12 protein-coding genes are annotated in these 12,713 nt (G+C 46.0%); 9 read left to right on the top strand and 3 right to left on the bottom strand.

Features of this window, described 5'->3' with window-relative positions:
* The first annotated feature begins 4 nt into the window (after positions 1 to 4).
* Together K429_RS0108690 and K429_RS0108685 are read left to right on the top strand one after the other, a co-directional pair.
* Positions 5 to 238 (top strand): hypothetical protein, encoded by a 234-nt coding sequence (locus tag K429_RS0108690; protein ID WP_007216855.1) that lies wholly within the window; start codon positions 5 to 7, stop codon positions 236 to 238.
* 26 nt (positions 239 to 264) lie between these two features.
* Positions 265 to 2,310 (top strand): hypothetical protein, encoded by a 2,046-nt coding sequence (locus K429_RS0108685; protein ID WP_026366643.1) that lies wholly within the window; start codon positions 265 to 267, stop codon positions 2,308 to 2,310.
* Positions 2,311 to 2,413: 103 nt separating this feature from the next.
* On the opposite strand, the gene K429_RS0108680 is transcribed toward K429_RS0108685, so the two are convergent.
* Together K429_RS0108680 and K429_RS0108675 are read right to left on the bottom strand one after the other, a co-directional pair.
* A complete protein-coding gene (locus K429_RS0108680) occupies positions 2,414 to 3,322 on the bottom strand; it encodes a hypothetical protein (protein ID WP_081750902.1) in 909 nt (302 codons plus the stop codon).
* Positions 3,323 to 3,582: 260 nt separating this feature from the next.
* Positions 3,583 to 4,446, bottom strand: coding sequence for a head GIN domain-containing protein (locus K429_RS0108675; RefSeq protein WP_026366641.1), 864 nt, complete (start codon positions 4,444 to 4,446; stop codon positions 3,583 to 3,585).
* Between the two features lie 282 nt (positions 4,447 to 4,728).
* On the opposite strand from K429_RS0108675, the gene K429_RS0108670 reads away from it, so the two are divergent.
* From K429_RS0108670 to K429_RS0108650, 5 genes are all read left to right on the top strand, one after another.
* Positions 4,729 to 5,445 (top strand): SprT family zinc-dependent metalloprotease, encoded by a 717-nt coding sequence (locus K429_RS0108670; protein WP_026366640.1) that lies wholly within the window; start codon positions 4,729 to 4,731, stop codon positions 5,443 to 5,445.
* A gap of 368 nt (positions 5,446 to 5,813) precedes the next feature.
* On the top strand, positions 5,814 to 6,695 hold the full coding sequence (locus tag K429_RS0108665) for a hypothetical protein (RefSeq protein ID WP_007210930.1): 882 nt from the start codon (positions 5,814 to 5,816) through the stop codon (positions 6,693 to 6,695).
* An 18-nt stretch (positions 6,696 to 6,713) separates the two neighbouring features.
* Positions 6,714 to 7,976: a DUF6175 family protein gene (locus K429_RS0108660; RefSeq protein ID WP_044096583.1), complete on the top strand. Its 1,263-nt coding sequence runs from the start codon at positions 6,714 to 6,716 to the stop codon at positions 7,974 to 7,976.
* A gap of 11 nt (positions 7,977 to 7,987) precedes the next feature.
* Positions 7,988 to 9,121: a hypothetical protein gene (locus tag K429_RS0108655; protein ID WP_007210928.1), complete on the top strand. Its 1,134-nt coding sequence runs from the start codon at positions 7,988 to 7,990 to the stop codon at positions 9,119 to 9,121.
* A 23-nt stretch (positions 9,122 to 9,144) separates the two neighbouring features.
* Positions 9,145 to 10,083 carry a hypothetical protein gene (locus K429_RS0108650; RefSeq protein ID WP_022208417.1) on the top strand — a complete coding sequence of 313 codons (939 nt, stop codon included), beginning with the start codon at positions 9,145 to 9,147 and terminating at the stop codon, positions 10,081 to 10,083.
* Positions 10,084 to 10,170: 87 nt separating this feature from the next.
* Here K429_RS0108650 and K429_RS0108645 read toward each other — a convergent pair whose 3' ends face one another.
* Positions 10,171 to 10,569 (bottom strand): hypothetical protein, encoded by a 399-nt coding sequence (locus tag K429_RS0108645; RefSeq protein WP_007210926.1) that lies wholly within the window; start codon positions 10,567 to 10,569, stop codon positions 10,171 to 10,173.
* 137 nt (positions 10,570 to 10,706) lie between these two features.
* Here K429_RS0108645 and K429_RS0108640 point away from each other — a divergent pair, with 137 nt between their 5' ends.
* Together K429_RS0108640 and K429_RS0108635 are read left to right on the top strand one after the other, a co-directional pair.
* Positions 10,707 to 11,507, top strand: coding sequence for an alpha/beta hydrolase (locus K429_RS0108640; protein WP_007216864.1), 801 nt, complete (start codon positions 10,707 to 10,709; stop codon positions 11,505 to 11,507).
* Between the two features lie 13 nt (positions 11,508 to 11,520).
* Entirely contained in the window at positions 11,521 to 12,702 is a 1,182-nt protein-coding gene (locus tag K429_RS0108635) for an esterase (RefSeq protein WP_022208419.1), read from the top strand.
* Positions 12,703 to 12,713 lie beyond the last annotated feature (11 nt).

Genomic DNA, 12,713 nt, shown 5'->3' with positions numbered 1-12,713 from the left:
TAGTATGAATACAGAAAATCACTTGAAAACAGCATCCTCCAAAGAGCCATACACGGCTCCGGCCATAGAGATCATTCCGTTGGAAACCAGCGAACCGGTGATGCAAGGCAGTTTCTCGGTGCCCGGTTACGGCGACGGCAGCATGTTCCCTTCTTCTTCGGCCCGCAACCGTGGAAGAAATGCCTCGACCAGCGAACTGGAAGACCTGATAAATGATATACTGACTATAGAAAACTGACAATCTAAAAAAATACTCAAAGTAGAATGAGAAAGTTCATTTATCCGTTCGCGATGATGGCCGGACTGATCATCGCCTCCTCTTGTACGGAGAACGAAGGGGTAAGAATGAGGGAACTACGCACAAGAAGCATCAGTACCGCAGCATCCGCCAGCGATAACACCGGCAACCCGGACGCAACTCCCGATGCCAACCGTCCAAGCCCCGACACGCGCATGGCGTATGAGGACAACAACGAGGCAGGCATGGCCCTGAGCTGGCAACCGACAGACGCCTTCAAAGGATTCTATACCACACCGCACGTGCAGGAAGTAGTGGGACAGGAAACATCCGCCCTGTTCACCTATAGCGAGGCTTCCGCAACCGGTGACAACGCTCACGCCCAGTTCACGGGAAACGTTGCCGAAGATGTGGATGCGAACACCTCTTTCAACCTCTTCTATCCTGCTGCCCGCAGCACCGGAAACACGTGGCAGGAAGCCCAAGCCTCTCTGACGGGACAAGTGCAGAACGGCAACAATTCCACCGCTCACCTCTCTACCTACGACTACATGCGTGCTACCGGTATTACCGGAATAGAATCCTCCCTCGTTCCCTTCGAGCATCTGCTCGCCATCATGCGCTTCGACCTCACGCTGGAAGGCTACGACCCGAAAGCTGACGGCGAACCTTGCCTCTTCCTGCTCCACTACGAAGGCGAAAAGCCTTTCTACGAAACCCTTTCCGCCTCCACCGCCGCCGGCATCGCCGACAGCCGGACGAGAAACCTAAGTGTCGGATTGGAGAACATAGAAATCCCCTCGCAAGCCACGGAAACCCTGCCTGCCAACGGGTTACGCGTCTACTTCATGATGGTTCCCACCACCTTGCCGGCAGGCGAACTTACCGCCACTGTGGTTTGCCGGAACGGCACGCGTTACGTGAAGACGCAAACGCTCTCTTCTGAAGTCACCTACGAGGCAGGCAAACGCTACCGCGCCATGAACTTCAGCCTCAGCAAAAGCGGTGAGGAAATAATAGAATATGATGATCCTCATGCTGTAACTCCTATGGAGTATAATGGAAGCGGAACTGAAGCAGATCCGTATATCATTGAATCTACCGAAAATCTGCAACAACTGATACAGTATGTCAACAGGGACGATTATGCCGGGAAGTATTTCCGGTTAACCAAGGACATCTTAATCAATTCCGACAAATGGAGCCCGATTGGCGGGCACAACAATGAAACCGGGGTAGACGGTAAATTCTTTTACTTCAAAGGACATTTGGACGGGGACGGGCATATAGTCAAAGGAGTCATGAAATGCCAGAGTTTTACCGCTGCATTCATAGGTGCGGCAAGTGAAGGGAGCGTAAAGGACCTGCATATTTTGGCGGATGTGGAAAATAACCCAAGAAGCACTGCACAAGCAGCCCATACCGCCGGACTGATAGCCTACATAAGCGGAACTGTGCCCTACAGCATCAGCAATTGCAGTTATAACGGTCGAATCACCAGTGCCGGAGGAGGGAATCACGTTGCAGGACTGATGGGAAGCACTTATGCTCCACTCACTATGAATGGTTGTATCAACCGTGGTTCTGTGTCAGCCACCGACAATGCCGCAAGCAGCAGCACCCAGACGTATGTAGGTGGCATCATCGGCTATGCCCAGTCAAACGTAACCATCAGCCAATGCAGCAATTACGGCACATTCCGAATAAAGGATGCTGTCAGTTCCGGTTCAGGCGGCATCATCGGTTACTCTTCTTCCTCCACCAACCTCGATTGCCGCTACTGCGACAACTATGCCGACATACATCGCGGTAGCGGATGTACCTACGTTGGCGGCATTTGCGGCCAGGTATCAGGTAGTGCCTCGCTGCATTCTTGCAATAACCACGCCGTTCTGTCGGTCAATGCCGACAAAGAAACAACCGTGCGTGGAAGCATAGCAGGCAAAGCCACCTCACAGGCTTCCATAAAGGATTGCTGTATAGATGCCCGCGGTAACACCCTACCTTTGATAGGAGAAGGGCAGACAATTTCTTCCTGTAACGAAAATCACGGGAATTCCACTTCCCTCTGAGCTGTTGCTAAGATAAGATGAAAATAGTCCGTCTCGTATGCCCAAATTGCGATCTGCTTTTCGGCTTACGAGACGGACTATTTTCAAATACTTTCAATTCCTGTTATTCTTTCTCTCTATAAGCGCGTTTCACTACCCACTTATCGTTGCTCTTGTAACACTGCACTACCATCATGGTGTTTTCTTTCTCGAAGTTGAAAGCAACCCATCCTCCTTTTTCCGTTGTCAGGAATACATTCATCGCTTCTAGAGCTGTCTTGTCACGACCATTCACGTAAGCGTCGAAATAGCCATTATTCTTTTCAGTGTCCGAACTCCAGTTTATCTCAACAGCCTCACCATACATCTTCTTTATGTCTCTATAATATTGGAACACTAAAGTGAAAGGCACTTGTGTATCAAACAGGTTTACTTCCTGCACCATATATAGCTTATCATTCTTGAAGGTGTAGCCGACAGTCGTCTCTTTACCTCCCTCCACTGAAGAACCGAACTCACTACTCAAGACAGCGGCATACAGGTCGGTATTCCCTTCTTGTTTCTCCAGCACACTGCCACAGTTCCGTTGCGTCTCTGCAAGGTTATCACCCCAGAAAGAATTACGCACATCGCAAGCCACTACCTGCAAATCTTTCTTTATGACATCGTCTCTGTAGATTTCGCCCGTCGCATCAGGATAGTTGAATAAGTAGCGTACCTTAAAACTAACCGGGTATGTACCCGCTTCTCTGAAGGCGTACGTATAGGTACAGACATTATTCTCCGCCTCTACGGGCAAATCGGCTATACCGCCCAGATTGAAAGAGTACTCTGCTTTCAACACGTCCGGGCTGACTGACGCGGGCAAAGCAAAACTCATTTTCACAGGCTGGCCTACTCCCACCCGCGTACGGTCAAACGTTATGTTTCCGGAAAGTTGCGGAACATTGGCAACCGGAGTATCATCCGAAGAACAAGCTCCCAATAAAAACACAGTAAGCAGGCATAAAGATAGCCTAAAAATTCTTTTCATCTTCATTTTCTTTTTATGTTTAGAAATATAGCGAGCAAAGTTAAGCCATAAACATTATTTATTAGCTGGAAAAGAGAAATGACAGGCGACAAATAGTCCATATAGATGCGACAAGATGCTAAATACAGGCAGATAAACTATTCTGGATGTGCAATATCTATATATCCATTGTATAAAAACAACGAAGGGCTTCCTCCCGGAACCCCTTTCGCTTGATGTTTGTTAAACTATCCTTTTTATAATAATCGTAAGAGAGAATCTTAAAGTTTGTACAAGCTCTTCTTCGGGTAATCCAGTTCCGGATTTCCTTTGTAGCCTATCTTTCCGCTGCCGCTGGTGCGTGCTTTCAGGAACTCGGTTGCAAAACATTTGATGCTGCCCGAGCCTGCTACACTGGCGGTAACGCGTTGAGCCTCGTAACCTTCTGTAAGCAAATCGCCTGATCCGGCTACGCTGTAAGTAGCTGTTTGGGTTGTACCGGTAATAGTTGCCGAGCCTGATCCGGCCACACTTGCTTCCGTGCCCGTAGCTGTTACATTTCTCAATACCATGTCACCCGATCCTGCAACGGATACTTTCAGGTTATTACAAGTAATATTATCAGCATTGATATCGCCCGATCCGGCTACAGATACTTTCATATCATTGCATTTGATGCCACTGCCTTTGATATCTCCTGAACCGGCAACATTGATTGATAAATTGTCATTAGTCTGGAGACCGTTTTTCAGGAAGACATCCCCTGAACCGGCAACAGAAATTCCATTCAGAGTTTCGGCAGATACACGTACTTCCAGTTTCTTGTAAGACACATTGACATCCTTCTTGAAACCTATATATAAGGTGTTGTCCTTTACTTTAATATCCAACAAATCAACAATATTGTCCGAGGTGTAGACTTCTACTTCGGGGCGTCCCGACTTTTGAGTAAACGTAACATCGGGGCTACCAGCTACACTGATTTTCTTGAAGTTATCTACCTTGATGTCCTTTGTTACGTATTTGTTGCTGGCTATCACTTTTTTACTACCCCAGTTGCCTGAACTGTAGTTCTTGCTTTGTGAGCACGCTGTTGTACTAAGGATTAAACAGATGCATGTAAGGAGGCTTGCTAACTTTTTCATAACTTTTTTAGTTTTATAATTATTCATTTATATTATTCCTGTTTATCTATTAGACGTAAGTTGCTTAAAAAAGGTTGCATACTTTTTTCTCTTTTTTCAGAAACTTTTTTGGCAACGTCCGGTTGCATCTTATAACTCAATATTCATGCCAATTTAATAAAGTGCTGATAATTAGTGTGCATTCTTTTAGGACAAGTGTTCATTTTCGGACACTTGTCCGTTTTTGGGTATCTAGTCATTTGTATATTCGAACGATATTTCGTTTATTTGTCTGTTTATTCATTGGGAGGTTTTGTCGTTTTGGAAAATGTATTGGAAGATAATGAACTTGGACGCTTTCTTATTAAAGTGAATACCCGTGCGCGGCGTTTGACTTTTCGTACGCGGGAAGACGCTATCTATGTAACCATTCCACCGGGAACTACACTTAAAGAGATAAAGAATGCGATAGAAGAACTGCGTCCCCGTTTGCGGGTGGCCCGGAAAAAACATACTCATCCTCTGATAGACTTAAATTTTCGGATTGATACGGAGTTCTTCAAATTAAGTCTTGTAAGCGGACAGCGCGAACGTTTCCTTTCACGCTCCGAGTTGGGAGAGATGCAGATTATCTGTCCGCCGGGAGCTGATTTTGCTGATGCGGAATTACAAGCATGGTTACGTAAAGTTATCGAGGAGGCTCTGCGTCGTAATGCAAAGATCATTCTTCCACCCCGTCTGTATATGCTTTCACAGAAACACAATCTGCCTTACCAAAGTGTAAAAATCAATTCCAGCAGTGGACGCTGGGGGAGTTGTTCGGCACGGCGCACAATCAACCTGTCTTACTATCTGGTTTTGTTGCCGAAACATCTGATAGACTATGTACTTCTGCACGAATTGTCTCATACTCGTGAGATGAATCACGGAGAGCGTTTCTGGGCACTTCTCGATGAATTGACGGAAGGAAAAGCCCAAGCTTTGCGGAAAGAATTGAGGCAATATCGCACGGAGTTTTAACCACTTGAAGTCGTGCCACATATTGCTACTGTACACTTACCGCGACTTACCGACTCACTTATCACGACTTGGCTTACCCTTAAATCGTATCTGAGCCGTACTTGCTCCGTACCAACTCCGTAGTTCCTTCGGTCAGAGGTACCTCTGAGTGGAGAATGTACGGTGCAGATACGGTTCGGGTACGATGCGGACATGATTCTGATACAATCGGTACACGGTATAGGGGTTGTCACTGTTTTCCGTGATTGTATTTCTTTTTTGAGTTAATAAACGTAAACGCTCTTGCGGTTTGATAACAAATGTTTATTTTTGAAAAATTAAAGTAAGATGCAAGTTCAGAAGTTTAAATTATATAATTCAAGAAGTTTATGAGAAAGATTGTACTCTTAGTGTTTTGTGTGGTATATTCACTTGCCGGTTATTGCCAGAACTTTGATGAGCCGAAGGGAAAACCTACGGTATTCATTGACTATTTCAAACGATCCAGCGATGCACCGTTCTCGTGGGTAGAGGGCTTGCGTAATACGGTGATTGAGGGTATACAGAAGATGGAACGTGTGATTCTGATTGATGTGGATGCACAGGATGCCTTGCGTATTGAATCGCAACGTCGCTCATCTGCTAATATCTCTTCGGGTGACGATAATGAAATGGACCGCCTCTCAGTGATGGAAGAATTGGGGGCACAGTTCATCATTACAGGTCAGGTATCTTCTATGACTGCTGCTTATAAGACAAGAGATGGAAAAGGATATTATGATGGCTCAGTATCTTATACACTGAAAGTTATCAATCCGAAGAACGGTACATTGATCGGTACAAAGACGTTCCAGCACAGCGGACTGACCGGAGGAACCGGTGGCAATAAGGAAGAAGCCATTGCCAACACTATCAAAAGTGCGGTATACAGCATGCGCGACTTTGTGGATGAATACTTCAAAATGGAAGGAACTATCCTTGAAGTAAATAGCGAGAAGAAGGGCAAGGCAGAGGAAGTGTACATTAACCTCGGCTCCATGAATGGTGTGAAAGAAGCCCAGAAATTTACTGTTTATGCCATACGTGAAGTTGCCGGACGCGAAGCCAAGAAGGAAATCGGCCGTTTGACCGTGAAGGCGGTTGAAGGAGATGATATCTCTTTGTGTAAGGTGCAGAAGGGTGGTGAAGAAATCATGAAAGCCATCCGTGATGAGCAACCGATAAAGATCGTTTCCCGCGAACAGACATTGATGGGCGGGATTTTCAACTAATAAAACCATACAGTTATTATGAAGCATTGTTTTATGTTTCTTTTGGGAATATTTCTGTCCGCCACTCTTTGCGGACAGAATTATTCCAGTGAAGTGGTCTTTCTGCAACAGCAGGGAAACACATTGACTGTCCGTGCCCTGGGTATCAGTGAGAAGAAGAAAGAGGCGGCAAATATGGCATTGAAGTCTGCCTTCTATACCTTATTCTATACGGGGGTGGATGGAGTCAATAAGGGAAATCCGATGGTTTCTACTGCAAAACCTGACTATGACCGCCGCTTTTTCGATGAAAACCGTTATTCCGTGTTTGTTAAGGACTATACAGTTACGGAGGGACCGGAAAAACAAGGTAAGCAATACCGCTGCACGGTGGAAATGACTATTCTGTTCGATGCTTTGCAGAAAGATCTGAACCGGAATAAGGTGCAGACTAATCTTGGTATGGCAGTGGGCACTCCCAACAGCCAGGTAAGTTTGCCTACGGTGACGGTGGTTCCTTATACCAGGGAAGATGAAGATATACGTGCTATCCTGGATCACAATCAGATGTTGAGTTATGCCGTGAGCAAAATGACCAGTGAGTTCAGTTCACGCGGATATAAGACGAAAGATTTCCTTGCCCAACTGAAACGGGCGAAACGGAATGACGTGCTGACAGCCGGTACTCAGTCTGATGCCGTAACTAAGATGATTCAGAATATGGGCGCGGATATCATTGTGACTGCCAAAGTGATGACAACCACTGATACAAGACGTCAAAGCGAAGTGTCGCTGGAGCTGACAGCAACTGAATTTCAGACGGCAGGCAATCTGGCAAGCGCCACTTTCCAAAGTGGTAAGTACGTCACTACAGATACCATTAAGCTGACGGACTATGCTCTCAAAAAGGTAAAAGATGAGTTCTTTACCAAGTTGCAGGCCTCTTTCAATGACATTGTGAAGAATGGTCGTGAGATGGCTATCCAAATGGTACTGGCGAAATCCATCACCGACTGGGATTTTGACCAGCCGGTGCCCGATGGAAGCGCAAGTTTCAAGACCGTATTGGAAGACTGGTTGCAGGTTCACGCCTTGAATGGTGTTTACGATATGAGCCGCAGCAACGACAAGGTGATCGATATGTCCGTACAAGTGCCAATTTGGGATGAAGCGCAGGGACGCGCTTATACCATTTCCCGCTTTAGTACCGAACTGAAGAACTTCCTCGATGAGAAATTAGGGGGAGAATATGTTGCCTCTGTAGTTACAATGGGGCAAGGGTTGACTGTAACCATTAAATAAATCTGCATTTTATGAAGAAGAATAGATTTCTATGGGCTTTACTGCTGCTCGTTTCGCTGGGTGCGGCGGCGCAGGATAACATTCATTTTGTGGCGGGTACGCCCACGCAGAAGGGATTAAGCCAGAAGAACATGGATGCACTGAAACTGAAAGTGGAGCAAATTATTGCCCGCAATAATGCCGGAACTGCTTCACTTTACAATGCGTTCGTCATTCAGCCCGAACTTGTTCTCGGAGAGACGAAGAAGACGGAAGGATTACTGCGGGACGTGACGCTGGTTACAGGTGAGTTTTCATTGACTGCCCGCAATAAGTATGACGACAGTGTATATGGAACGGCCGTTATCGAGGTACAGGGAGACGCTACCGGGAGTAAGGACGATGCGATTGCTTCGCTTATCTCCGGCATCAAGGTTACCGATCCGGCTTTTGTACGTTTCATCCGCACTACACGTAAGCGTATTGCTGATTTCTACCAGCAGAATTGTCCTGTCATCATTAAAAAAGCGGAGGTGCTGATAGATGCCGGGCTCTTGAATGAAGCTGCGGATTATTTGTCTATAGTTCCCGAAACGGTACCTTGCTACGATGAAGTGTTGGGTATATTGCAAAAGATAGGGAAGCGGGAGCCGCAAGAATCACCTGTTACTCCTGAACCGGCTCCCGAAGAACCGGCTTCCCCGGAACCTGCTCCGGAAGTGCAACCTACTCCTGTCGCAGAGCCTGTGACGTCTCCTGAACCGGTTGTCGTGCAGCCTGAGAAGTCTCCTTTGCCCGAATGTAAGATTTCGGTTTCCTGCAATGACCTTTCTTTCGAACTGGTGTCTTGTGAAGGCAATGAAACGGCTGAAAGTATTCGTGTCTATGCCCGCTTCACCAATACAGGTGTGACGAATAACAGTGCGACTATTCGTATGACTTCGGCGATTGATCCGGATGGTGCGACCTTTACTAATTTCTCTCAGATAGAGACGAATGGCTGTACTTCCTGGACTTATGGAAACAAGATGCCAAAAGGTGTCAGAATAGGTAAGGTGTTCGAAATCAAAGGTGTCAGTACTCCTTGTGCTACACTTTCGTATGTAGAAATGACGGTGGATAACTGTAAAGTGATTATCCATAATCTGCCCGTTGATTGGAAATAAAGAAAGGAAAACCGCTTATGAAGATGAAAAGAATAGGAATTACGGTTGCCTTGCTTTTCTGCATGGGAACAGTTTCATTGTTTGCCCAGGCATATAAAGTCGTTGAGAAGAGTGATAAGAAAGCTCCCGTCTGGTATGAGTCTGCGGAGTCCGGCTATATCGTGGCTTCTGCTGAGACTGGTTCGATGGAAGAGGCGCGTCAGCAATGCCTGGAAAGCGTGAAGAGACAGATTATTCAAGCTGTGGCACAGAATGTCGAGTTCTCGGATTCGCATACAGTGAAACAGACTTCCGGTAACGGTGACCGTATCACGGAGTTTGTCGATCAGTATATGGCCGAAGGTTCTACCCGTGCAGCTTCTTTGCCTTTTATCAAGGGAATCTCACTTTCTAAAGTTGATGGTTCGTACTGGGAGAAACGCCGTGATAAGAAGTCCGGTAAGATAACGTACGCTTATGCGATACGCTACCCCTTTCCTGAAAGCGAACATAAAGCGTTGGTCCGTCAGTTTGAAGAGCAGGACCGTGCGATGGAGGACTTGATAAAGAAGATGGAAGAGCATATTTCTGATATCTCTTCTGTGGAAGAAATAGACCAGTGCATCACAAAAATGCGTCCCGCCGTAGAATACTTCTTCGATAAGACACGCCGCGAATGGGCGGAAGGTGTCGTTCAGAACTATCGGAAGTTGCCAACCTTTATCACTGCCGAAGGAAAGTCGGACGGCAAGGATGCTTATATAGTCTCCTTATTTATAAAAGGAAAGAAGATAACTACGGCTGCTATGCCGAAACTTACTTCTAACTGCGCTTCCCAACTGAAAGCTGTGCCATGTGGCGAAGACATTCTGATAACTTATAATAGCGAAGACTGTCTGGAAGATGAAGAGAACTTTGTGGAACTGACATTTAAGATGCCGGGAAAATCACTGAAGCATAAGTTCTATTTTCAGGTGAAATAAGTTCTCACCACAGAGTAGCACAGAGTCTCACAGAGTTTTATTTCAATAGATTAAACTCTGTGAGACTCTGTGCTACTCTGTGGTGAATTATTTTTGCGCCAACTGTTTTACTTCCCCATTCTCTTTTTCAAACCGGTAGTTACCACCTTTCTCACTCAGTTCAAACAGGGATAGCTGATCCGTTGCTTTATCCACAATCAACAATGCGCTCTGTTCGGCAAAACGTTTCACATCCATACTGAATGGTTCTTCGGTTATTTTCTTATTCACCAGTACGCTGTCATTAATCATTAGTGACAGGGAGTCTCCAATAAATCCTTTTTCCAGGGTGATGGTGTACGTTTCGATAAAGTTCCGGTCTTCATCTTTCTGCTTCTGCAGGCGCAGGCTCATGTAAATGAAGATGACGACAACGAAAATAACTGCAAAGGCTAGGATGCCGTTGCCTACCATAAACTGTTTGTTGGTATTCAAGTGGTGTGCCATAATTGTAAGAAATTGAATGCTTGCGCAAATGTAATGATTAAAATTGAACGTACAGACAATCTTTTCAACAATTAAGAAGCCGCTCTTTAAAATTATTTGCCTAATATTGCAGCTACAAACCTTTAAACAAATATGCCATGAAAAGGAAAGTGACACTTCTGTTGCTATTATTCTGTATGTTAACCCTGCATGCGCAGGAAGTATATAAAACCGTAAAAGACCTGCCGTATATTGCCAAGTCCGAGACTGACGCTTACCGGAAGGAACGTTGCAAACTGGATGTCTACTATCCGGTGGACAAAAAAGATTTTCCCACTATCGTATGGTTTCATGGCGGTGGTCTGGAAGGCGGTGGAAAACACATCCCCCAGGAACTGATGAACAGAGGTTTTGCAGTGGTGGCGGTGAACTACCGTCTAAGTCCTAAGGCCAAGAATCCCGCTTATATTGAAGATGCTGCGGCTGCCGTGGCATGGACATTCAACCATATAGAGGAATATGGCGGCAGTAAAGACAAGATATTTGTTTCCGGACATTCCGCAGGCGGCTACCTTGCACTGATATTGGCTATGGATAAGAAGTACATGGAAGCTTATGGTGCGGATGCCGATAAAGTAGCGGCTTATCTTCCCGTCAGCGGACAAACAGTGACTCATTTCACGATTCGTAAAGAACGCGGGTTGCCGAACGGTATTCCTATTATAGATGAATATGCCCCGGTGAACCGTGTGCGTAAAGATACCCCTCCTGTCATACTGATTACCGGAGACCGCAATCTGGAAATGGCGGATCGATGGGAAGAGAACGCTTTATTCGCTTCCGTAGCGAAGAATATCGGCAATAAGAAGGTGACTCTGTATGAGTTGCAAGGCTTCAATCACGGCACAGTACTCGAACCTGCCTGTTTCCTGATTATAAACTATATTCGTGAACATTGATATATACATACTTATGAAAAGATTAACAGCTTTAACTGTCGCCTTGCTAATTGGTGTGACGATGTTTGCACAACAAGCCCTTTGGGGAACTGCTCCCGTGGTATCTCCCGAGATTCATGACAACAATACCGTAACCTTCCGCTTCAAAGCACCAAAAGCGGTGAGAGTACAGCTTACAGGAGATTTCCTGCCTGTACAGAAGAATGCTAAGTTCGAGGCTCCCGGAATTGTGGATCTGAAGGAAGGGCAGGAGGGTGTATGGGAATATACTACTCCCGAACCTCTGAAACCGGAGCTTTACAGCTACTCTTTCATAGTAGATGGCTTGCGGATGAACGATCCCGCCAATGTCTACCTGATCCGTGATGTGTCCACCTTAACCAACGTATTTATCATAGGCGGTGATCGTGCCGATTTTTATAAAGTCAATCCGGTGCCTCACGGAACCGTCTCCCGGATATGGTATGATAGTCCGGCGCTTGGTCTGGAACGTCGTATGACGGTCTATACCCCTGCCGGTTATGAAACCAGCGGCAAGCGCTATCCCGTGCTTTACCTCCTTCATGGAATGGGGGGTGATGAAGAGGCATGGATTTCCCTGGGCCGTACTGCACAGATACTGGACAACCTGATTGCACAAGGGAAAGCAAAGCCTATGATTGTAGTAATGCCGAACGGCAATGCTTCACAGGAGGCTGCTCCCGGAGAGTCATCCCGTGGAATGGTTCCCCCGACAATGCAGTTACCCAAGACAATGGAGGGATCTTATGAACAGGCGTTTCCCGAGATCGTGAAGTTCATCGATAAAAACTACCGTACGATAAAGAGTAAATCCGGTCGTGCCATTGCCGGTTTGTCTATGGGTGGTTTCCATTCTTTGCATATTTCCAAGCAATATCCTGATATGTTTAATTATATCGGACTGTTTTCTGCTGCCATTATGCCTAATAAAGAGGTGTCTTCACCGATATACGAGAATATGGAAGGAAAACTGAAAGTGCAGTTTGACAAGAATCCCGCCCTTTACTGGATTGCCATCGGTAAGACGGATTTCCTCTACAAAGCCAATGAGGAATACCGTAAACTGCTGGATGAAAAGGGATATAAATATACCTATTATGAATCGGACGAAGGACATATCTGGAAGAACTGGCGTATTTATCTGACGGAGTTCGTTCCGATGTTGTTCAGATAAGAAACTTATCC

The organism is Bacteroides sp. 14(A) (genome assembly GCF_000526555.1).
Classification (GTDB): Bacteria; Bacteroidota; Bacteroidia; order Bacteroidales; family Bacteroidaceae; genus Bacteroides; species Bacteroides cellulosilyticus.
The sequence above is the reverse complement of the archived record's forward strand: the minus strand, read 5'-3'. Positions and strand labels throughout refer to the sequence as shown.

Excerpts from the sequence above, each read along its gene's own strand:
- K429_RS0108680 (WP_081750902.1), bottom strand. The coding sequence starts at position 3,322 with ATGAAAAGAATTTTTAGGCTATCTTTATGCCTGCTTACTGTGTTTTTA.
- K429_RS0108645 (WP_007210926.1), bottom strand. The coding sequence starts at position 10,569 with ATGGCACACCACTTGAATACCAACAAACAGTTTATGGTAGGCAACGGC.
- K429_RS0108665 (WP_007210930.1), top strand. The coding sequence starts at position 5,814 with ATGAGAAAGATTGTACTCTTAGTGTTTTGTGTGGTATATTCACTTGCC.
- K429_RS0108655 (WP_007210928.1), top strand. The coding sequence starts at position 7,988 with ATGAAGAAGAATAGATTTCTATGGGCTTTACTGCTGCTCGTTTCGCTG.
- K429_RS0108685 (WP_026366643.1), top strand. The coding sequence starts at position 265 with ATGAGAAAGTTCATTTATCCGTTCGCGATGATGGCCGGACTGATCATC.
- K429_RS0108675 (WP_026366641.1), bottom strand. The coding sequence starts at position 4,446 with ATGAAAAAGTTAGCAAGCCTCCTTACATGCATCTGTTTAATCCTTAGT.
- K429_RS0108635 (WP_022208419.1), top strand. The coding sequence starts at position 11,521 with ATGAAAAGATTAACAGCTTTAACTGTCGCCTTGCTAATTGGTGTGACG.
- K429_RS0108690 (WP_007216855.1), top strand. The coding sequence starts at position 5 with ATGAATACAGAAAATCACTTGAAAACAGCATCCTCCAAAGAGCCATAC.
- K429_RS0108640 (WP_007216864.1), top strand. The coding sequence starts at position 10,707 with ATGAAAAGGAAAGTGACACTTCTGTTGCTATTATTCTGTATGTTAACC.
- K429_RS0108660 (WP_044096583.1), top strand. The coding sequence starts at position 6,714 with ATGAAGCATTGTTTTATGTTTCTTTTGGGAATATTTCTGTCCGCCACT.
- K429_RS0108650 (WP_022208417.1), top strand. The coding sequence starts at position 9,145 with ATGAAAAGAATAGGAATTACGGTTGCCTTGCTTTTCTGCATGGGAACA.